Annotated in this window: 19 protein-coding genes and 1 tRNA gene; 10 read left to right on the plus strand and 10 right to left on the minus strand. The window is 74.0% G+C overall.

Annotated features, from left to right (window positions below; genetic code table 11):
* Nucleotides 1-5: 5 nt before the first annotated feature.
* Both OHA91_RS09420 and OHA91_RS09425 read left to right on the plus strand, forming a co-directional pair.
* Nucleotides 6-803, plus strand: coding sequence for a CTP synthase C-terminal region-related (seleno)protein (locus OHA91_RS09420; RefSeq protein WP_328739035.1), 798 nt, complete (start codon nt 6-8; stop codon nt 801-803).
* 73 nt (nt 804-876) lie between these two features.
* Nucleotides 877-949 (plus strand) — tRNA-His (locus tag OHA91_RS09425).
* A gap of 52 nt (nt 950-1,001) precedes the next feature.
* Here OHA91_RS09425 and OHA91_RS09430 read toward each other — a convergent pair.
* Nucleotides 1,002-1,757, minus strand: coding sequence for an alpha/beta fold hydrolase (locus OHA91_RS09430; protein WP_031151260.1), 756 nt, complete (start codon nt 1,755-1,757; stop codon nt 1,002-1,004).
* Between the two features lie 73 nt (nt 1,758-1,830).
* On the opposite strand from OHA91_RS09430, the gene OHA91_RS09435 reads away from it, so the two are divergent.
* Nucleotides 1,831-2,544: a hypothetical protein gene (locus OHA91_RS09435; protein ID WP_266492863.1), complete on the plus strand. Its 714-nt coding sequence runs from the start codon at nt 1,831-1,833 to the stop codon at nt 2,542-2,544.
* Here the strand turns inward: OHA91_RS09435 and OHA91_RS09440 are convergent.
* A complete protein-coding gene (locus tag OHA91_RS09440; RefSeq protein ID WP_328739036.1) occupies nt 2,531-4,591 on the minus strand; it encodes a phosphocholine-specific phospholipase C in 2,061 nt (686 codons plus the stop codon). The two genes, OHA91_RS09435 and OHA91_RS09440, sit on opposite strands and share 14 nt — an antisense overlap.
* A 337-nt stretch (nt 4,592-4,928) precedes the next feature.
* Between OHA91_RS09440 and OHA91_RS09445 the strand changes: the two genes are divergently transcribed.
* The 5 genes from OHA91_RS09445 (at nt 4,929) to OHA91_RS09465 (ending at nt 10,446) form a co-directional block, all read left to right on the plus strand.
* A complete protein-coding gene (locus tag OHA91_RS09445; protein WP_031151254.1) occupies nt 4,929-5,951 on the plus strand; it encodes a 3-oxoacyl-ACP synthase III family protein in 1,023 nt (340 codons plus the stop codon).
* A 5-nt stretch (nt 5,952-5,956) separates the two neighbouring features.
* Nucleotides 5,957-6,691 (plus strand): glycosyltransferase family 2 protein, encoded by a 735-nt coding sequence (locus OHA91_RS09450; RefSeq protein ID WP_266496802.1) that lies wholly within the window; start codon nt 5,957-5,959, stop codon nt 6,689-6,691.
* On the plus strand, nt 6,691-8,172 hold the full coding sequence (locus OHA91_RS09455) for a class I adenylate-forming enzyme family protein (protein ID WP_266492856.1): 1,482 nt from the start codon (nt 6,691-6,693) through the stop codon (nt 8,170-8,172). The genes OHA91_RS09450 and OHA91_RS09455 overlap by 1 nt, the downstream gene beginning before the upstream one ends.
* Nucleotides 8,173-8,275: 103 nt before the next feature.
* On the plus strand, nt 8,276-9,538 hold the full coding sequence (locus OHA91_RS09460; protein WP_328739037.1) for a cytochrome P450 family protein: 1,263 nt from the start codon (nt 8,276-8,278) through the stop codon (nt 9,536-9,538).
* Nucleotides 9,535-10,446, plus strand: coding sequence for an NAD-dependent epimerase/dehydratase family protein (locus tag OHA91_RS09465; protein ID WP_328739038.1), 912 nt, complete (start codon nt 9,535-9,537; stop codon nt 10,444-10,446). Before OHA91_RS09460 ends, OHA91_RS09465 begins: the two co-directional genes overlap by 4 nt.
* Here the strand turns inward: OHA91_RS09465 and OHA91_RS09470 are convergent.
* The 4 genes from OHA91_RS09470 to OHA91_RS09485 are packed head-to-tail and all read right to left on the minus strand — an operon-like array spanning nt 10,436 to nt 14,148.
* The gene (locus OHA91_RS09470) at nt 10,436-11,047 is read right to left on the minus strand and encodes a GTP-binding protein (protein WP_031151240.1); all 612 of its coding nucleotides are present in this window, start codon (nt 11,045-11,047) and stop codon (nt 10,436-10,438) included. The two genes, OHA91_RS09465 and OHA91_RS09470, sit on opposite strands and share 11 nt — an antisense overlap.
* The gene (locus OHA91_RS09475; protein WP_031151238.1) at nt 11,034-11,405 is read right to left on the minus strand and encodes a DUF742 domain-containing protein; all 372 of its coding nucleotides are present in this window, start codon (nt 11,403-11,405) and stop codon (nt 11,034-11,036) included. The genes OHA91_RS09470 and OHA91_RS09475 overlap by 14 nt, the downstream gene beginning before the upstream one ends.
* Nucleotides 11,405-11,824: a roadblock/LC7 domain-containing protein gene (locus tag OHA91_RS09480; RefSeq protein WP_030824337.1), complete on the minus strand. Its 420-nt coding sequence runs from the start codon at nt 11,822-11,824 to the stop codon at nt 11,405-11,407. Before OHA91_RS09480 ends, OHA91_RS09475 begins: the two co-directional genes overlap by 1 nt.
* Nucleotides 11,821-14,148 (minus strand): sensor histidine kinase, encoded by a 2,328-nt coding sequence (locus OHA91_RS09485; RefSeq protein WP_328739040.1) that lies wholly within the window; start codon nt 14,146-14,148, stop codon nt 11,821-11,823. Before OHA91_RS09485 ends, OHA91_RS09480 begins: the two co-directional genes overlap by 4 nt.
* Nucleotides 14,149-14,578: 430 nt before the next feature.
* On the opposite strand from OHA91_RS09485, the gene OHA91_RS09490 reads away from it, so the two are divergent.
* A complete protein-coding gene (locus tag OHA91_RS09490; RefSeq protein ID WP_031151230.1) occupies nt 14,579-14,902 on the plus strand; it encodes a hypothetical protein in 324 nt (107 codons plus the stop codon).
* A gap of 108 nt (nt 14,903-15,010) precedes the next feature.
* On the opposite strand, the gene msrB is transcribed toward OHA91_RS09490, so the two are convergent.
* The 4 genes from msrB to OHA91_RS09510 all read right to left on the minus strand — a co-directional run bounded on the left by msrB (nt 15,011) and on the right by OHA91_RS09510 (nt 18,289).
* Entirely contained in the window at nt 15,011-15,424 is a 414-nt protein-coding gene (gene msrB / locus OHA91_RS09495; protein WP_031151228.1) for a peptide-methionine (R)-S-oxide reductase MsrB, read from the minus strand.
* Nucleotides 15,425-15,447: 23 nt separating this feature from the next.
* A complete protein-coding gene (gene murC, locus OHA91_RS09500; protein ID WP_328739041.1) occupies nt 15,448-16,845 on the minus strand; it encodes a UDP-N-acetylmuramate--L-alanine ligase in 1,398 nt (465 codons plus the stop codon).
* Between the two features lie 58 nt (nt 16,846-16,903).
* Nucleotides 16,904-17,371, minus strand: a complete 468-nt coding sequence (locus OHA91_RS09505) for a hypothetical protein (protein WP_037632411.1) — start codon at nt 17,369-17,371, stop codon at nt 16,904-16,906.
* 135 nt (nt 17,372-17,506) lie between these two features.
* Nucleotides 17,507-18,289, minus strand: a complete 783-nt coding sequence (locus OHA91_RS09510) for a pyrimidine reductase family protein (RefSeq protein ID WP_328739042.1) — start codon at nt 18,287-18,289, stop codon at nt 17,507-17,509.
* 84 nt (nt 18,290-18,373) lie between these two features.
* Here OHA91_RS09510 and zapE point away from each other — a divergent pair, with 84 nt between their 5' ends.
* A complete protein-coding gene (gene zapE, locus OHA91_RS09515; protein ID WP_381627066.1) occupies nt 18,374-19,429 on the plus strand; it encodes a cell division protein ZapE in 1,056 nt (351 codons plus the stop codon).
* Nucleotides 19,430-19,453 lie beyond the last annotated feature (24 nt).

The following is a 19,453-nucleotide window of genomic DNA, read 5'->3' on the forward strand; positions in this document are numbered from 1 at the left end:
TCCACATGACCACCGCACCCACCGCACCCACAGAGGTGGCGCGGATCGCCCTGGTCGGCGACCGCTCCGCGCACGTGAAGTCCCACACCCGGATCCCGCTCCTCCTCGACGCCCTCGCCGCCCGCGACGGGCTGGTCCTCGACGCCTACTGGATCCCCACCGGCGACGCCGCGGCCGAGGCCGCCGCCGGGACCCTGGACCGCTTCGACGCCGTGTGGGTGCTGCCGGGCAGCCCGTACGCCAGCGAGGCCGGGGCGCTGGCCGCGATCCGGGTGGCCCGGGAGCGGGGCATCCCCTTCCTCGGGACCTGCGGCGGCTTCCAGCACACGCTGCTGGAGTACGCCCGGGCGGTGTGCGGGCTGGCCGACGTCGCGCACGCCGAGAACGACCCCGGGGCGCGGGACCTGCTGATCGCCCCGCTCGCCTGCTCGCTGGTCGGCCACGAGGGCGTCGTACGGGCCGAGCCCGGGTCGCTCGCCGAGGCCGCGCTCGGCGCGGAGCGGTCGACGGAGCGCTACCACTGCAACTACGGGCCCGATCCGCGGCACCTGCCGGTCCTCACCGCCCACGGGCTGCGGCTGTCGGGGCACGACGAGGACGGGCAGGTGCGCATCGCGGAGCTGCCCGGGCACCCCTTCTTCCTGGCCACGCTCTTCCAGCCGGAGCTCCACGGCGACGGGACCAGGCCCCACCCGATCATCAGGGCCCTCGCCGTGGCGGCCGCCCGGCACGCCGCCGGCCGCGCCGGCGGGGTCACGGCCCGGCTCGCCGCCACCCCGGCCGCGAGCCGGTCGGCCGGATAACGCGTCGCAGGACCACCCCGCAGATCGGCTATGCTGTGCATGCACATCGACGGGCGGTCCGCCGCCCCTCGTGGTGGGTGTAGCTCAGTTGGTAGAGCACCTGGTTGTGGTCCAGGTGGCCGCGGGTTCAAGTCCCGTCACTCACCCTGATCCCCTGGGGTACGAGGTCTCCTCGTACCCCAGGGGTTTTTTCGTCGCCTAGTCGCGGAGGAAGGCTTCCACTTCGGTGGCGAAAGCCACGGGGGTCTCGTGCGGCGGGTAGTGTCCGGCGCCGGGGAGGGTGTGGATGCGGCAGTTCGGGTACCAGACCTGCCAGGTGGCGCGCATCACGTCGGCGGTGAGCGCGAGGTCGTACTCCCCTACCAGGACGAGCACCGGGACCGTGTTGCCCTTGACGGCGGCGGACAGGTCCAGGGACTGCCAGCTCGCGAGGTAGTCGGCGAAGGCCTCCGGGCGGGAGATCTCCAGGGAGTGGGCGACCATCCGGTCGATCCAGTGGCGGCTCGCCCGGTTGCCGGTGACGAGGTCGAGGATGGCGCGCCGGTGCTCGGGGCTCTCGGCCGCGCCGAAGAAGAGGGAGTGGGCGGTGTCGTCCATCTCGTACGGCGCGGCGGGGACCGGGTTGATCCCGACGAGCTTCTCGATCCGCTCGGGGGCGCGGACGAGGACCTGCTGGGCGGCCTTGCCGCCCATGGAGTGGCCGAGCAGGGAGAAGGTGTCCCAGCCGAGCTGGTCGGCGAGTTCGAGGACGTCGTCGGCGATCTCGGGGAGGGTGTGGCGGCCGGCGACGTCCCGGCGTTCGCCGTAACCGCGGTAGTCGAGGAAGGCGTAACTGAACCCTTCCGGATCCAGGTGGTCCAGCACCGAGCCCCAGTTGGCGGACGTGCCGAACCAGTCGTGCAGCACGATGACGCGGACGGGTCCGGTGCCGATCCGGCGGTGGGCGATGGCCATGCGTTCTCCCTCGGTGACGGGGATGGTGACAACCGACGCCGTACGTCATGCCCACCGCGCCTACCATCACACCGTGAGCCCGACATCGCGCACGGACCCGCTGGTCATGGGGAGCTTCTCGCGGCCGGACGGGGCCCGGCACCCCCATCACCCGCGCAGCTACGAGATCACCGACCCCGCCGAGGCCGACGAGGTCCGGGCCGTCAGGGAGCTCGGCCGCAGGCTCGCCGCCGCGGCCGGCCCCGACCTGTTCGCCTGCTCGTGCGGGGACGACGACGGGACCCTCCACCCCACCCCCGAGTCGCACCGGCTGCTGGACCCGCTGTCCCCCGACGGGATCCCGGCCCGCCACCGCGCCCGCTGGGCGGCCGCGGCGCCTGGGGCACTGCGCGAGTACGCCGGGGCCCTCGCCGCGGGCGCCGAGGAGCCGGCGCCGCCGCGCGGGGTGCCGCTGAGCGTGGTCTTCGGCTGGCTGGGCGCCGTACGTCAGGAGCCGCGCGACGCGGCGTGGCTGCTCGCCGAACGGGCCCCCGTGCGGCTGCTGGCCGGGGCGGCGACGATGGAACTGGCCTGGGCGGTGCGGGAGTCGGACCGCACCGGGCTGGAGGGGGCCGTGCGGTTCTTCGCGGGCGAGGAGTTCACCACCCGCCACCCGAAGCGGCGCCGCGTCCCGGACACCGCCCGCGACCTCCTGCTCCGGCACGCCCGCAGCCACCGCCCCGGGGACCTGGCGGTCCTGGAACGGCGGCTGCTGCGCGCGCCGGAGGACCGGATCAGGCGGTCCTGATCGCCGGGTCGGAGACGCCCGGGGCGCCGGTCTCCACGTGTCCCGCGAAGCGCCGCAGGAAGGTCGTGTCGAGGTCGGAGACGACCTTGACGTCGTACCAGCGGCCCGTGGAGGCGAGGTTCACGGTGTGGGTGACCGTGCCGCCGGCGGCGACCCGGAAGGTCTGGACCGCGCCGCCGTAGGAGTTGGTCACCGTGAGGTTGACCGCGGCCGTGCCCGGGTTGGTCATCGTCAGGGCCAGGTCGCCGGTGGCGCTCACGTGGCGGGCCGTCACCTCGGGGCCGGCCTTCTTCGCCGGGCCCTTCCAGGTGCGCAGGAAGCCGTTGGGGCCCCACACCGTCAGGTTGATCTGGTTGCCGGTGGAACTGCTGGTGGACCAGGTGTCGGCAAGCGTCTTGCCCGCCTCGACCGTGTAGGGCCAGGGGCCGTCCGTGCGGTTGCCCGAGGTGCTGTGGAAGTGGGCGCCCAGGGTCGGGCCGGAGGCGAAGGTGAGGGTGAACTTGCCGGTGGAGACGGTGCGGGCGCCGTCCACGTACGGGACGTAGCCGAGCGCGCGGGTGAACTTGGACCCGGCCTCCTGCGGCGGCAGGGCGCCCGTGGCCGGCGGCGTCGGGTGGTAGGAGGGGTGGCGGTCCTTGTCCGGCGGGACGTAGCCGGCCGTGGACGGCAGCGCGGCGGGGGCGGCGTCGGCCCGGGTGAAGTCGAAGGCCGAGGTCAGGTCTCCGCAGACGGCGCGGCGCCACGGGGAGATGTTCGGCTCCTGCACCCCGAAGCGCTTCTCCATGAAGCGGATCACCGAGGTGTGGTCGAAGGTCTCGGAGCAGACGTAGCCGCCCTTGCTCCACGGGGAGACCACGATCATCGGGACGCGCGGGCCGAGCCCGTACGGTCCGGCCGCGTAGCCGCCGCCGCCCGCGTAGAGGTCCTTCGACACGTCGGCCGTGGACAGGCCCCACGCGGAGGAGGCCGGCGGGTAGGGCGGGACGACGTGGTCGAAGAAGCCGTCGTTCTCGTCGTAGGTGATGAACAGGGCGGTCTTCGCCCACACCGCCGGGTTCGCCGTCAGCGAGTCCAGGACCTGCGAGATGTACCAGGCGCCGAAGTTCGTCGGCCAGTTGGAGTGCTCGCTGAACGCCTCGGGGGCGGCGATCCAGGAGACCTGGGGCAGCGTGCCGTTCACCACGTCGGCGCGCAGCCGGTCGAAGTAGCCGCCGCCCGCCTTGACGTCGGTGCCGGTGCGCGCCTTCTCGTACAGGGGGCTGCCGGGCTGGGCATTGCGGAAGGTGTTGAAGTAGAGCAGCGAATTGTCGCCGTAGTTGCCGCGGAAGGCGTCGTTGATCCAGCCCCAGGAGCCGGCGGCGTTCAGGCCGTCGCCGATGTCCTGGTAGACCTTCCAGGAGATCCCGGCGGCCTCCAGGCGCTCGGGGTAGGTCTTCCAGCCGTAGCCGAGCTCCTGGTTGCCGAGGACCGGGCCGCCGCCGACGCCGTCGTTGCCGGTGTGACCCGTCCACATGTAGTAGCGGTTGGGGTCCGTGGCGCCGATGAAGGAGCAGTGGTAGGCGTCGCACACCGTGAAGGCGTCGGCGAGAGCGTAGTGGAACGGGATGTCGTTCCGCGTCATGTACGACATGGTCGTGGCCGTCTTGGCCGGGATCCACTTGTCGTACTTGCCGTTGTTGTAGGCCTGGTGGCCGCCGGCCCAGTCGTGGTTCAGCCCCTCCAGGAACTGCATCCCGAGGTCCGCGATCTGCGGGTGGAAGGGCAGGACGTCCTTCGTCCCGTTCCACTGGTGGAAGATCGTCTTGCCGTTGTCCTGGAGCACCGGCCGCGGGTCCCCGAAGCCGCGGACCCCCTTCATCGCGCCGAAGTAGTGGTCGAAGGACCGGTTCTCCTGCATGAGGACGACGATGTGCTCGATGTCCTGGATCGTTCCGGTGGTGCCCTGCGCCGAGATGGCGGCGGCCCGGGCGATGCTGTCGTTCAGCATCGCGACGGCGGCCGTGCCGCCGGCTATCTGCAGGAACCTGCGGCGGTTGAGTTCTGCCATGGGGTGACGACCTCTGGGGGTGAAGGGAGGAGTCGAGGGGCGCCCCAAGGACAGCGGCCCCCGGGTACCGGACGGAGATGCCTTCGTGACACGGCGCCGTACACCTGGCGAACGGACGGCGTTCCGGTACGGCGCGCTCGCCCTGCGGCCCGCCGCTGTCGTGCCGCTGCCGCGCCGCTGGGAGGGTACGGCGAACCACGCGCCCACAACAGGCGGCACGAACGGGCCATATGGCCGGAACGACGTGTTCCTACTCATCCGGACCGCGCACCGGAACCCGGCTGCTTGAGCATCCGTACTCAGGCCCCGGGCGCACCCGCCTTGCCATCGTGAGGGCATGTTCATCGAGCCGTGTGACCCGCCGCGGAGCGCCGGGCCGACCGCCGTCGCCAGCTTCCTGCCCGAGGAGGTGCTGTCCTCGGAAGCCCTGCAAGAGGAGGTGGCGCGCCGCAGTGGCCTGGCGCTGCCGCCCAGGCTGCTGACGCAGGCCACCGGAATCCTCTCCCGCCGTGTCGCGGGCGAGGGCGTGTACGCCTCCACGCTCGCCGTGGGCGCCGCCCGCCGGGCCCTGGACGCCGCCTCCCTCTCCCCGCTCGACATCGACCTGCTGCTCTTCGCCTCCGCCTCCCGCGACATGGTCGAGCCCGCGACCGCGCACATCGTGCAGGCGGAGCTGGGCTCGCGGGCCCACGCCCTGGACGTCACCAACGCCTGCAACAGCTTCGTCAACGGCATCGACCTCGCCCGGTCCATGATCCTCGCCGGGCGGGCCCGGCGGGCCCTGGTGGTCACGGGCGAGACCCCGAGCCGGGCGGTGCGCAAGGACCCGTCCGGGCTCGCGGAGCTGCGTGACGGCTTCGCCGGCTACACCTTCGGCGACGCGGGCGCGGCCGTCGTGGTGGAGGCCGTGGAGCGGGGCGGCATCCTCCACGTGGACACCGAGACCCACTCCGAGCACTGGGAGGTCGGCGGCATACCGGGCGGCGGTTCGCGGCACCCGCGCGGGGACGCGTACACCTACTTCCGGGGCGACGGGCACGAACTGCGCGGCGTCTTCGAGAAGGTGGGCACCGCCGTCATCGACCGGACGCTGCACCGCACGGGGATGGGGTGGGACGACTTCGCCAAGGTGCTGGTGCACCAGGTGACGGTCCCCTACCTGGAGCGGTTCGCCGAACTGACCGGAGTGCCCGCCGACAAGCTGGTGGTGACCGTGCCGGAGCTCGGCAACGTGGCCAGCGCGAGCATCGGAGTGCAGCTGGACCGCGTGTTCCCGCAGCTGGCGCCCGGGGAAAGGGTGCTGTTCGTCGGCCTGGGCGGGGGCATCAGCATCATGACGATGGTCTGGGAGAAGTCGTGAGCCGCATGTGGGTCGTCGTACCCGCGCACGAGGAGGAGGCCCGGCTCGCGGACACCCTGCGGGCGCTCGCCGCGCAGCGCGACCGGGACTTCACCCTGCTGGTCGTCGACAACGCCTCGGCGGACCGCACCGGCGCCGTCGCCCGGGAGTTCGCGGCGCACGCGCCCTTCCCGGTGGAGGTGATCGAAGAGCCCGAGAAGGGCGTCGGCTCCGCCGTGGACACCGGCTTCCGGTACGCGATCGCGCGCGGAGCGCGGCTGCTCGCCCGCACCGACGCCGACTGCCTGCCGCGGCCCGGCTGGACGGGGGCCGCGCGGACCGCGCTCACCCGCCGCCCCGGGCTCGTGTGCGGGCGGATCACCGCCCGCCGCGACGAGCACGGCCCGCTGGGCCGGGCCGGTTTCGGCGCGCTGGTGGCGCTCGCCGCGCTCTTCGGCCGGCTGCGGCCGCGGCACGCCCGCCGGCACGGCTACCGGGCGCCGTACCGCATGCACGCCGGGAACAACATGGCGATCACCGCCGAGCTGTACCTGGCCGTCGGCGGCATGCCGCGGCGCCCCTCGCCGACCGACCGGCTCTTCCTCAACGCCGTACGCCGCCACACCGACCGGATCGTCCACTGCCGGGAGATGGTCGTGGAGAACTCGACGCGGCGCCTGCGGGCCTACGGGCTCGCCGGCACCGCCCGCTGGTACCTGGACCAGGGCAGCGGCACGCACGGAACGGACGACCCCCGCTGATGCTGGACCGACTCGACCACGCGCTGCGCAGTCGCCCCGAGCGGCCCGCCGTGCTCACCGCCACCCGTACCGGCGCACCGCGCGTGCGGGCCACCCGCGGCGAACTCGCGGAGCTGGCGGACGCGTTCGCCGCCGCCCTGCACGCGCGCGGACTGCGGGCCGGGGACACCGTCGGGGTCGCCGTGCGCCCCGGGCCGCGGGCCCTCGCCGTCCTGCTCGCCCTGTGGCGCCTCGGCCTGCGCGGGGCCGTCCTGGACCCGGGCGCCGGGCCCGACGTGCTGCGCGCCCGGCTGGCGCTGGCGCGGCCCGCGCTGGTGCTGGCCGACGCGGCCGCGCAGGCGGTGGCGGGCTGGGCCCGGCCGCTGGCCCGGCGGGCCGGGCTCGCGCTGCCCGACCTGGCCGGCCTGGGGCCGGTGGCCACGGTCGGGCCCCGGCTGCCGGGGTGCGCGCCCGCCCTGGACCTGGGGGCACAGAGGCTCGGCGTCCCCGCGCACGCCTCCGTGGACGGCGACGCCGACGCGGTGATCGTGTTCACCTCCGGGACCACCTCCCGGCCGCGGGCGGTGGTGCACACCCGGGCGAGCCTGTCGGCCGGCATGGCCACGGTGTCGTCCCTCTTCGACGCCCGCGGGGACGACCCGGTGCTCGGCGGCACCTTCTTCGTCCTCGTCCCCTCGCTGACGCGCGGCGCCCCCGTGGCCCTTCCGGCCGCGGGCACCCGCCTGCTGGCACGGCAGTTGCACCGGCTGCGGCCCTGCGACAGCTACCTGACCCCGCCCCGGCTGCGGGACGCGCTGGGCGCGGGCGCCCGCTTCCACGGCCGGGTGTGGACGGGCTCCGCACCGGCCGGCGCCGGCCTGCTGGAACGCGTACGGGAGGCGGGCGCTGCCGAGGCGTGGGGCGTGTACGCGCTCACCGAGCTGTTCCCCGCCGCCGCGGTCGAGTCCCGGGAGAAGTCCGCCTTCGACGGGCCCGGGGACCTGGTCGGGGCGCCGCTGCCCGGCGTACGGGCCGAACGGGACGAGGACGGGCAGCTGCTGCTGTCCGGGCCGGCGGCCCGCCACCGCTACCTCGGGGAGGAGCCCGACCCGTGGGTGCGTACGGGCGACCGGGCGCGGCTGGACGACACGGGCCGGATCGTCCTGGAGGGCCGGTGCAAGGACATGGTGCTGCGCCGGGCCGAGAACATCTACCCGGGCCTGTACGAGCCCGCCCTGCACGTGCCGGGGGTGGAGCTGGCCGTGCTCGTCGGGATCCCGGCGGGCGACGGCGACGAACGCCTCGTCGCCGTCGTGCAACCGCGGCGCGGCGCGGACGAACCGGCCCTGCGCGCGGCCCTGTCGGAGCCGGTCGCCCGCATGGGCACGGCCCGCCCCGACGAGGTGCTCCTCGCTCGGATCCCGCTGTCGGGGCGCTCGCACAAACCGGACCGTGCCGCGACGGCCGCGCTGGCGGCGCGGCGCCTGGGCCCGGCGCGATGACCCGCGCCGCCGGTCCACGACCGGGTGCGCGGCCTCGGCCCCGGCGGCACCCGGTGCACCCCCCGGCCTTCCCGGCCGGCCGATCCACGGAGGCAAAGCCCTGATGGCCCAGACGGCCCTGAAGTCCCCGAAGTCCCCGAAGAACCCGACGTCCCACGCCCGGGCGCGGCGCCGCGACCGGCGGGTCTACCTGGGCGGGCACCCGGTGCTGTTCGGGCTGCTCGCCGCGACGCGCGGCCGGCCCGTCCGCCGGATCGGCGGCACCCTGCTGGTGCACGGGGCGGACGCCTACCGGCAGGCCCTGACGCGGCTGCCGCTCGACCGGACGGCGGCCGGTACGACGGGCGGCGCGGCGCGCTCCGCGCTGGCGGGCGACGGCGGTGTGCTCTTCGACCAGGAGGGCGGCGAGCACCGGGCCGACCGGCGTGACCTGGCCGCCGGCCTCGGCGCGGCCGGCGTGGAGGAGCTGCGGGCGCGGTGGCAGCCCCTGCTCGCACGCCGCCTCGCGCCGCTCGCCGCGGGCGGCGAGGTGGACCTCGTCGAGCTGGCCCGCGAGCTGTCCGGGACGGTGGTGTGCGCCCTGCTGGGTTCCGGCGCCGATCCGTGCGAGGTCGCCCGGGCCGCCTCCGAGGCCGCGGCCGCCTCCGTACGCAGCCACCTGCCCGGGCCGCGCCGCCCCCGCGCCGAGGCCGATGCGGCCAGGGCCGCCGGACGGCTGCGGGACCTGCTGGGAAGTGTCCGCGCAGCGGCTCCGGCCGCCCCGAGGGCGGGTTCGGCGGCGTCCGGTGCACGCGACGGCGAGGCGGGGGAAGACCGCCGTGCGGCGGACCGGCGGGCGACGACGCGGCACGGACACGGCCTGGGCCAGGCCGACGGCGCACTGGTCGCGATGGTGGCGGTGGCCGCCGTGAACACCACGGTCGCGGCGCTGCCGCGGGCCGTGGCCTGGTGCGCCGACGCCGGGCTGTGGGACCAGGCCGGTGACGCGGCGCTGCGCCCGGTGCTGGCTGCCGAGCTGCTGCGGGTCACGGCCGCCTCGCCGCTGCTGCCGCGCGTGGCCGCCGCGGACGGCACGGTCGGCGGCTGCCCGGTGCGGGCCGGAGACCGGCTGCTGCTGGTCGCCCGGCACGCGGCGGACGCGCACCGGCGCGACCCGGACGCCCGCGGGCCCGCGGAACCGGCCCTGTCCCGGCTGGTGTTCGGGGCCGGCGCGCACGCCTGCCCCGGAGCCCGGCTGGCGTCCGTCCAGCTGGCCGACGTACTGGCGGCTCTGGCCCCGTACCGGCCGGTGGTGACGCGGGCCCGGGTGGACCGGGGTGCGGCGCTGCCGGGCTGGCGGAGGCTGTGCGTACGGGCGGCGTCATGATCGCGGTCACGGGCGCGAGCGGCTTCTGCGGCGGGCACGTGGCGCGCACCGCCGCCGCGGCCGGTGCGCGGGTGGTGGGCCTGGGGCGCAGACCGGGCCCGGTGGGCGGGCACCGCTTCTGGGATGCGACCGCCGGCGACCCGGACCTCACCGGGGTGGACCTGGTGGTGCACTGCGCGGCGGCGGTCGGCGACCCCTCCCCCGGCTCCGCGGCGGAGGCGCTGATGCACGAGGTCAACGTCGCCGGCACGGAGCGGCTGATGCGGGCCGCCGCGGGACGGCCGGTGGTGTGGGTGAGCAGCGCCAGCGTCTACGACCCGCGCCTGGACCGCTCCCTGGTCGGCGAGGACCATCCGCGCGCCGGCCAGTTGAACGCCTACGGCCGGACGAAGGCGGCGGGCGAGGCCCTGGCGCTGGCCGCCGGGGCGGTGGTGCTGCGCCCGCGCGCGGTGTACGGACCGGGCGACACCACGCTGCTGCCGCGGCTGCTGTCACGGGTCCGGGCGGGCACCCTGCTGCTGCCGGGCCCGGACGTGCGGCTCAGCCTGACGGCGGTGGAGAACCTGGCGGAGGCCTGCCTCGCGGCCGCGGCCTGGCCGCCGGGGGCGTACAACGTGGCCGACGGGCAGCCGTACGGGCGCGACGCCGCGGTCCGCGCCGTACTGGACGCGCACGGCGTCCGGGCCCGCGTCCGCCACCTGCCGCTGCGGGCCGCCCGTGCGGCGGCCCGGATCGCTGAGGCGCTCCCGACCGCCGAGCCGGCCCTCAGCCGCTACGCGGTGGACCAGCTGGCCCACCCGGTGGTCCTGGACCTGGCCCGGGCCCGCTCCCGGGGCTGGACCCCGCACCGCACCCTGGCGGACCACCTGGATGCGCTGCCGGGTGGGGCGGGGGTGGTCAGCCGGTGACGGCCGCCTCGGGTTGCTGTGCCTTGTCTATGAGCACGTCGAGGAGGGAGAGCAGGGACGCGCGGACGTCGGTGCGCGAGCGGGCGTCGAGCATGAGGACGGGGGTGTTCGGGTCGCGCAGGTGCAGCGCCGCGCCGATCTCCTCGGCGGTGTAGGGCTGTTCGCCGTGGAAGCAGTTCGCGCCGACCACGAAGGGCAGGCCGCGGCTCTCGAAGAAGTCGACGGCCGGGAAGCTGCGGTCGAGGCGCCGGGTGTCGACCAGCACGATCGCCCCGAGGGCGCCGCCCAGGAGGTCGTCCCACATGAACCAGAAGCGTTCCTGGCCCGGTGTGCCGAACAGGTAGAGGACGACTCCGGCGTCGGTGAGGGTGATCCGGCCGAAGTCCATCGCGACGGTGGTGAGGGTCTTGGACTCGATGCCGTCGAGGTCGTCGACGCCGATGCCCGCGGCCGTCAGCCGCTCCTCCGTCCGCAGCGGCTCGATCTCGGAGATCGTCTGCACCAGGGTGGTCTTGCCGACTCCGAAGCCGCCGGCGATGAGGATCTTGACCGGGGCCGGTTCCCGGGAGGAGGGCGGGGCGGGCGTGTCATATCCGGGCAAGGTTGTCCCTGATTCTCATGAGCAGGTTGACGTCGGTGGTGTCGGAGGCCGCCAGGGGCGGCCGGTGGTTGATCAGCCCGCGGTCGGCGAGTTCGCCGAGGAGCAGCGTCATCGGCGTGAGGCGGATGTTCATCCGGGCCGCTATCTCCGCGACCGCGCGCCCGCCCGGCGGCGCGCACATCACGAGGATCTCCTGCCACTCGGTGGGCAGTCCCCCGTGCGCGTCGCCGGCGACCGCCGCCGTGATGGTGGTGTCCATGGTCAGGACGGTGTGCTCAGCGGCGGTACGGCCGTCGGTGAGGGCGTACAGCCGCGTACGGCGGCGGCTCGCGGGCTGTGGCGGCTCGTCCTGCGGCATTACGAGTTCGGCGCCTGGCCGCGCTCGGGGGTGCCCAGCCATTCGCCGAGCGCCTGCGCGGTGCGTACGGCCTCGCCGCCCAGCTCGCCGAGGCGCGCCTTGCGGGAGGTCACCACGATGAGCGTGCTGCCTTCACCGCACCCGACGATGCACAGGTACCTGTCGTCCATCTCGACGAGCTGGCGGATGACGCGGCCGCCGTCGATCTCCCGGGATATCGCCTTCATCGTGGAGGCGATGCCGGAGGCGGCGGCCGCCATGCGCTCGGCCTGGGGCTGGTCCAGCAGGTAGTCGCTGAGCCGGATGCCGTCGTTGGACAGGAGCACGGCTCCCTGGATGCCGGCGATCCTGCTCAGGTTGTTGTCGAGGACGCTGTAGATCGCGTCGTTGGATGCCGCGGTGTTCGATGAGGTGGTCATGGCTGATCCCGTCGGAGCTCTTCTTCCACTGTCTGGGTCCCCTGTTCGTAGTCCGCCCAGGCGTCGGCGACCTCTTCGGGTGTCGCGGTGTCCTGGGGGACCTGTGATTCCGGCGCGTGGGGCGCGCGCAGTTCGTCGGCTATGTGGGTCTGCGGGACCCGCTCGGGGAGGGCCGGCCGCGCGAGGGCGGCCGCCGGGGCCGGCCGGGCCGCGAGTGCGGTGGCGGGCGCGTGCCGGGGCGTCTTGGTACGGCGGCTGGGCAGTCCGGCGCTCGTGTGCGCCACCGGCTCCGGCTCCGGCTCCGGCTCCGGCACGTGCTCGGGCTCGTGCTCCTCGGCGGGAGCGGGGGCGGGAGCGGCCTCGGCGGCAGGGGCCGCGGCCGGGGCCGATACCGCGCCCACGAGCGCGGGTTCGCGGTGGGCTGGCTCGCGGCGGGCGGGCTCGCGCGGGGTCTCCCCCTCGCTCGGCAGCAGCAGTTCCGCGGGCAGGACCACCACGGCGCAGGTGCCCCCGTACACCGAGCGGCGCAGGGTGACCGTGGCGCCGAGCTGGTCGGCGAGGTGGCCCACGACGAACAGGCCGAGCCGGTGGGCGTTCTGCGCGAGGACGGAGTACGGCGGAGCCTGGTGCAGGCGCCCGTTCATCTCCTCGTACCGCTCGGGGGTGACCCTCGGGCCGCGGTCCTCGATCTCGACCGACAGGCCGTCCGCGACCAGTTCGGCGCGGATGACCACCTTGGACTTCGGCGGGGAGAACCGGGTGGCGTTGTCCAGCAGCTCGGCCAGCAGGTGGCTGATCTGGCTGATGGCGCTCGGCTCCACGCTGGTCTCGTCCAGGGCCTGCCGCTCGATGCGCCGGAAGTCCTCGACCTCCGCGGCGGCTTCGCGCAGCAGGTCGGCGACGCGCATGGGCTCGGTGTGCGGGTCGGGGACCTCGCCGCCCGCCAGGATCAGGAGGTTCTCGATCTGCCGCCGCATGCCGACCGTCAGCTGGTCGGACCGCATCAGCTGGGCGAGCAGGGCCTCGTCGTGGCCGAAGGTGTCCTGGAGGTCCTCGGTGAGGCTCAGCTGGCGGCTCACGAGGTTTCCGGTGCGCGAGGCGATGCCCGAGGCGAACAGGCCGAACCCGTGGCGCTCGGCGGCGAGCCGGCGGTGGCCGTCCACCGACACGGCGACGGCCCGGGCGAACGCGTCGCTGATGCGGCCGACCTCGTCCCGGTCCCCGCTCACGGCCGGCAGGGCCTCCGGGTCCACGGTCTGTCCGCGCTGGAGCCGGGCGACGACGTCCGGGAGGGTCTGCTCGGCCACGGTCACCGTGCGTTCGTGCAGGTCGTGCAGGCGGCGGAGGACCGACCGGGTCGTGAACACGACCACGACGACGACGGCCAGCAGCCCGCCGCCGCTGCCGGCTATCAGCCAGGCGACCTCGGCCTGCAGCTCCGCGGCCTTGGCCTCGCCGCGGGCGAGCACCGAACGCGCCAGGTCGATGTTGAGCGTGGTCATCTGCACGGAGAAGTTGGCGTGCGCGGACGACCAGCCGCTCACCTCGCCGGGGAGTTTGATGCCCGAGACGGTGTCCTTGTGCCCGGAGAGGACCGCGTTCTCGATGCGCGTCTTCTCCTGCCAGTCCTCGGAGCCGACGACCCGCTCGTAGAACCGCTCGTCCCGCGCCGTCAGGTGCGGCACGATCAGGGCTTCGTGCAGGTAGCGCTGGGCTCCCAGGGAGCTGACGAACTGGTCGTAGCCGACGAAGCTCAGCTCTCCGGACGGCCCGGCGAGGGCCAGGACGGTGTCCTCGCGCGCGACCATCTCGGTGGCCTGGAGCATCGAGACCACGGGGCGGCTCGCCTGGGCGAGTTCGGCGTCCTCCGCGTGGCTGAACTCCTGCTGGTAGACCTGGATGACCTTGCCGATGACCTCGGAGTAGTAGGCGAGGGTGCTGTCGGCGGCGCCGCTGCGGGTGTCCGCGCGCTGGCGGTAGGCGGCCAGTTTTTCGAGCTGCCGGGTCACTTCCGTGAAGGACCGCGAGGGATCGTCGGCGAGCACGCGGAACTCGGCGGCGGCGGAGTCCGTGGCGGCGCGCCGTACGCGCAGTTCGCCCTCGGACCCGGCGGTGCCCGCCCACAGGGAGGCGGTCGCCGTCCGCTCCGCCTGCATGTCGACCATCAGCGTGTAGAGCGGGGCTCCGACCCGCTCGGCGGCCTCCACGTCGGCCCGCAGTTGGGCCGACTGCTCCAGCAACCGTTGCGCGGACACCGTGACTTGGGTGCCCATCGCCACGGTGGGGACCACTGCCAGCCAGATGAGGAGGGTGCGCAGGCGCACGTTGCGCCACCGACGCGGCGTCGACTTCCCTCTTACGCCTTCGGGTTCTATGGGAGACATCGGTCCTCGGGAGCGGGGGCGTGGGGACGTCAAGGATGGCCGAACGGCCGGACCGGGCACGGCACTGCAGAGGGGACGGCCACAACCGGTCTGGTTGTGACGGGATGTGAGGGGCCGATCATAACCAGACAGACGGAAGAAACGGATAGGTGTCTTCACACGCCGGCCGTGCTATCTCCGTCGGATCACCCCAGGCCAGAGACCGGATCGGAATCGAACCGCGACGTCCTCGACACCATCCCCGTCCGGTTCCGGCCAGCAGCCCCTCCGCTCGCACCGGGCAGGGGGCGGGGTGACGATGGAAGAACGGTCCTCGCGGCCCGCGCCGTGCGGCCCGCGGCCTCCCGTTTCCTCCCGGTAAGGAAGACTCATGAACCGGCGCACACGGCTCCTCGTCCTCGGCCCCCTCGTGGCCGCCTCGTTCGTCGCCGCCCCCGCCGCCCTCGCGGCGGTCCCGCACACCCCGCCGGCCGCCGTCCCGGCCGCGACGTGTTCGACCTCCGGGGTCCTCGAGAACGGCAAGGTGCACCTGTCCGGCGGAGGCTTCACCCCGGGCCCGGCCTACGTGTACGGGTCGGCCGGCTTCGGCGGGACGGTCGAGATCGCCCAGAACGGCGGCTTCCAGGTCATGAACGTGCCGCCCGGCCAGTACAGCGTCCGCCAGGGCGGCGAACTGACCCAGTGCAGCGGCTGAGCGCGCACAGGGGTGGGCCCTCCCGGCCCGCACGGGGCCGGGAGGGCCCACCGATGTCCTGTGCGGTCTGTACAGCCCGAGCGGCCCTGAACCGTCCTGGCCTGGAGGTCAGCCCGCGTCCGGGGCCGGGGTCAGGCGCAGCGAGATGCTGTTGATGCAGTACCGCTGGTCCGTGGGCGTCGGGTAGCCCTCGCCCTCGAAGACGTGGCCCAGGTGGGAGCCGCACTTCGCGCAGCGGACCTCGGTGCGGACCATGCCGTGCGAGGTGTCGGCGAGCAGCTCGACGGCGTCGGTGTCCTTCGGGTCGAAGAAGGACGGCCAGCCGCAGTGCGAGTCGAACTTCTCCGAGGAGCGGAACAGCTCGGCCCCGCAGGCGCGGCAGGAGTAGACGCCCTCCGTCTTGGTGTCGGTGTACTCACCGCGGAAGGCCGGCTCGGTGCCGGCGAGGCGCAGCACCTGGTATTCGGACGGGGTCAGCTCCGCCTGCCACTGCTCGTCCGTCTTCTCGACCTCGTACGACATGACTCTTCCGCTCCCTCGTTCCGTCAGCTCGAAAGGCGGGCGAGGATGGCCGGACCGAGGTCCGTGACATCTCCCGCGCCCATGGTGAGAACGAGATCGCCGGGCTTGGCCATTCCCGCGATGACGTCGGCGACGGCCGCCTTGTCGTGCTCGGCGGTGACGTCGGCGCCCGCGGCCCGGGCGGCAGCGATGATGATGTCGCTGGTCACGCCGGGGATCGGGTCCTCGCGGGCGGGGTAGATGTCCAGGACGACGGAGGCGTCGGCGAGGGCCAGCGCCTGGCCCATCTCCTTGCCCAGCTCCTGGGTGCGGGAGAACAGGTGCGGCTGGAAGACGACCAGGATGCGGGAGTCGCCGGCGGCTCCGCGGATGGCCTCCAGGTCGGCGTTCATCTCGGTGGGGTGGTGCGCGTAGGAGTCGATGACCTGCACGCCGGCGGCTTCGCCCTTGAGCTGGAGGCGGCGCTTGACGCCGGTGTACTTGCCGAGCGCGGAGGCCAGGTTGTGCGCGGGGATGCCGAGGGCCACGCCCGCGGCGAGGGCCGCGACGGCGTTGTGCGCGTAGTGGCGGCCGGGGACGGAGACGGTGAAGGTGAGCATCCGGCCGTCCAGGACCACGGTGACCTCGCTGGTCAGGCCACGCGGGGTGATCTTGGTGATCCGGATGTCGGCGCCCTCCTCCTCGCCGTACGTCACGACGGTCAGGCCCTCCTTGCCCGCGACGCGGCGGGCGATCTCGGCGGCGCCCTCCTGGCCGTGGGCGACGACCAGGGTGCCACCGGGCACGACCTTGCCGACGAAGGTCTCGAAGGACTCGTAGATCTCCTCGATCGACGCGTAGTTCGCGTGGTGGTCGAGCTCCGCGTTGAGGATGATCGCGACCTGCGGGGTGTACTTGTGGAACGTGCGGTCGCTCTCGTCGGCCTCGGCCACGAAGATGTCGCCCTCGCCGTGGTGGGCGTTGGAGCCCGGGGCGTCCAGGTCGCCGCCGATGGCGTAGGAGGGGTCCAGGCCCAGGGCCGAGAGGGAGACCGCCAGCATCGAGGTGGTCGTGGTCTTGCCGTGCGTACCGGCGACGGCGATCGGGCGCAGTCCGTCCATCAGCGCGGCGAGGGCGTCGGAGCGGTGCACGACGGGGATGCCGAGCTCTGCGGCGCGGGCCAGCTCGGGGTTGTCGGCGCGGATGGCGCTGGAGACGACCACGCAGGTGGAGTCGGCGGCGAGGTTGCCGGCCGCGTGCCCGCCGTGGACCGTGACGCCGTGGGCGCGCAGCGCCTCGGCGGTCTCGGAGTCGCCGCGGGCGTCACTGCCGGCGACCTTCCCTCCGCGCTGGGCCAGGATCTTCGCGATGCCGGACATTCCGGCGCCGCCGATGCCGATGAAGTGGGGCCGTTCCATGGCGGTCGGCAGGCCGGGCTTCATTCAGGTCGCTCCAGGATCGAGTGCGGTGCTTGTGTGCGTCGGGCTCTGGGGCCCAAGCCTATTCGTTGTGGGCGAAGAGCTTGAGCACGGGAACGCCGACCTTGTGGCGCGCCCGGGAGGCCCAGTCCCGGTGGAAGAACTCCTCCACGAAGTGCGGGGAGGTCAGGACGATCACCTCGTCGGCCCCGGTCTCGTCCACGACCGACTGCAGCTTGTCGAGCGGATGCTTCTCGACGATCTGCCCGACGGCCTTGGCGCCCTTCTGGCGCAGGGCGTTCAGGGAGTGCGCGAGGGCGTGCGCGGCGGGGCCGAGCGCGTCCTCGCCCTCGGGTTCGTCACCCTCACGGATGGCCTCGGGGAGCTCACCGAGCGCTACGTCGTCGATGGCGCGCAGCAGTCGGTCCTGGTCGCCCCGGGGTTGCATGAGGACGACGAAGGAGACCGGGTCGTCTCCGTGGAGGCTGGTGACGAAGTCCACGTCCACCGTGGTCAGCGGCTGCTCGATCATCAATACGCTCGTGAACACGGACGCCCTCTCCTTCATGGGCCGAGGCCGGCCGGCCGGCCCCTGCGGAAACCATCCTGCCCCGCTCTCGCACGGGGCCTGCGCAGGTATATGTGCCCAGCGGAAGCAAAGCGGAACGGGAAATTCCGCCCCTTGTCAGATCCGACGGTAGCTCGTGAACAGGAACCCGGCCTCCTCCAGGACGCAGGCGGGCGCGAGCCGGTGCGGAACGGTGACGGATGGGCCTCCGGCGATGCGCTGGGCGCCGCCCGCCGTGAGCGTCGGGGAGATCGTCAGGCACAGCTCGTCCAGCACGTCGGCCGCCACGAACTGGCCCAGCAGCCGGGGCCCGCCCTCGGTGAGCTGGCGGCGCAGCCCGCGCGCGGCGAGCTCCCGCACGGCCCGGGCCGCGTCCACGGCCGCACCCTCGCCGGCCACCACCACCTCGGCGCCGGCGGCCTCCGCCTCGGCCACCCGGTCGGAGGGCGCGACGGCGCCGGTGACCACCAGGGTCGGCACCAGCGGGGAGGTGAACAGGGGCAGGGAGAAGTCCAGGTCCATGCTCGCGGTGACCACCGCGATGGCGGGGGCCGGGCCCTGTCCCGCGGCCTCGCGGCGGGCCGCGAAGGCCTCCCGGGCGCGGGCCGGGCGGTAGCCCTCCTGGCGAACCGTTTCCGCGCCGACGACCACCACGTCGGCCAGCGCTCGCAGGGTGCCGAAGATACGCATGTCGGTCTCGCCGGAGATGGGCTGCGAGCGGCCTTCGTGCTGGGCGGCGCCGTCCAGGGTGGAGACCATGTTGGCCCGCAGCCAGCGGCCGTCCGCCGCCAGGGCGGGGTACGCGTAGGCGTCCGCGAGCTCGTCGAGCGACCACTCCCGGTCCGCCCCGTCCTGGCTCCGGGCTGGTGTCTGATCGGTCACAGGGAACAGGCGTCGCATCGGTGCAGTGTGCCACGCCCCGTAGAGTTAAGGGCTGTGTCGACATCACTCTCCACCTCCGGTTACACCTCCGGCCGGCCCCCGATAGCCGACGCCGGGCCGCAGGCCCTGTGCGCGCGCGAGCCGCGGGTTCCCGCCGAACGGCTGGTGGCCGAGATGGTGCCGCCGCCGCGGTTCGACTCCGTCCGCTTCGACACCTACAACCTCGACCCGGCCCAGCCGAGCCAGGCCGAGGCCGTCACCGTGCTGAGCGGCTTCGCCGCGGGCCTGGGCGGGGCGCACGCGAGCGGCTCGGGCAAGAAGCGCTGGTTCTCCAAGAAGCCGGCGGCTCCCGCCGCGCCCCGCGGGGTCTACCTCGACGGCGGCTACGGCGTCGGCAAGACGCACCTGCTCGCCTCCCTGTGGCACGCCACCCCGGCCGAGCCCGCGCTCAAGGCCTTCGGCACCTTCGTGGAGCTCACGAACCTGGTGGGCGCGCTCGGCTTCCAGCAGACCGTGCAGACCCTGGGCGGGCACAGGCTGCTGTGCATCGACGAGTTCGAACTGGACGACCCGGGCGACACCGTGCTGGTGTCCTCCCTGCTCAGCCGCCTCGTCGAGCAGGGCGTGGCGCTGGCCGCCACCTCCAACACGCTGCCCGGCAAGCTCGGCGAGGGCCGCTTCGCCGCCGCCGACTTCCTGCGGGAGATCCAGGGGCTGTCGGCGCACTTCCGGCCGCTGCGGATCGACGGCCAGGACTACCGCCACCGCGGCCTGCCGGAGGCCCCGGCGCCGTTCTCGGACGAGCAGGTCACCAAGGCCGCGTACGCGACCGAGGGCGCGAGCCTGGACGACTTCCCCGGCCTGCTGGAACACCTGGCCCGGGTGCACCCGAGCCGGTACGGCGCGCTGACCGACGGGATCACGGCCGTCTGCCTGACCGACGTCGGCCCGGTGCCGGACCAGTCCACGGCGCTGCGGCTGGTGGTCCTCGCCGACCGGCTGTACGACCGCGAGGTCCCGGTCCTGGCCTCCGGGGTCCCCTTCGACAAGCTGTTCAGTGAGGACATGCTGAACGGCGGCTATCGGAAGAAGTACTTCCGCGCCATATCGCGGCTCACCGCGCTGGCGCGCGACGCGAAACCCCTGGTGTCCCAGTAGGTTTGGGAGCGCCGGGCACCCCTC

Origin of the sequence: Streptomyces erythrochromogenes (assembly GCF_036170895.1) — a bacterium.
GTDB classification, from domain to species: Bacteria; Actinomycetota; Actinomycetes; order Streptomycetales; family Streptomycetaceae; genus Streptomyces; species Streptomyces erythrochromogenes.

Coding starts and splice junctions, on each gene's coding strand:
- OHA91_RS09460 (WP_328739037.1), top strand. CDS start 8,276: ATGGCCCAGACGGCCCTGAAGTCCCCGAAGTCCCCGAAGAACCCGACG.
- msrB (WP_031151228.1), bottom strand. CDS start 15,424: ATGTCGTACGAGGTCGAGAAGACGGACGAGCAGTGGCAGGCGGAGCTG.
- OHA91_RS09480 (WP_030824337.1), bottom strand. CDS start 11,824: ATGACCACCTCATCGAACACCGCGGCATCCAACGACGCGATCTACAGC.
- OHA91_RS09465 (WP_328739038.1), top strand. CDS start 9,535: ATGATCGCGGTCACGGGCGCGAGCGGCTTCTGCGGCGGGCACGTGGCG.
- OHA91_RS09420 (WP_328739035.1), top strand. CDS start 6: ATGACCACCGCACCCACCGCACCCACAGAGGTGGCGCGGATCGCCCTG.
- OHA91_RS09450 (WP_266496802.1), top strand. CDS start 5,957: ATGTGGGTCGTCGTACCCGCGCACGAGGAGGAGGCCCGGCTCGCGGAC.
- OHA91_RS09490 (WP_031151230.1), top strand. CDS start 14,579: ATGAACCGGCGCACACGGCTCCTCGTCCTCGGCCCCCTCGTGGCCGCC.
- OHA91_RS09430 (WP_031151260.1), bottom strand. CDS start 1,757: ATGGCCATCGCCCACCGCCGGATCGGCACCGGACCCGTCCGCGTCATC.
- OHA91_RS09455 (WP_266492856.1), top strand. CDS start 6,691: ATGCTGGACCGACTCGACCACGCGCTGCGCAGTCGCCCCGAGCGGCCC.
- OHA91_RS09440 (WP_328739036.1), bottom strand. CDS start 4,591: ATGGCAGAACTCAACCGCCGCAGGTTCCTGCAGATAGCCGGCGGCACG.
- OHA91_RS09510 (WP_328739042.1), bottom strand. CDS start 18,289: ATGCGACGCCTGTTCCCTGTGACCGATCAGACACCAGCCCGGAGCCAG.
- OHA91_RS09475 (WP_031151238.1), bottom strand. CDS start 11,405: ATGCCGCAGGACGAGCCGCCACAGCCCGCGAGCCGCCGCCGTACGCGG.
- OHA91_RS09445 (WP_031151254.1), top strand. CDS start 4,929: ATGTTCATCGAGCCGTGTGACCCGCCGCGGAGCGCCGGGCCGACCGCC.
- murC (WP_328739041.1), bottom strand. CDS start 16,845: ATGAAGCCCGGCCTGCCGACCGCCATGGAACGGCCCCACTTCATCGGC.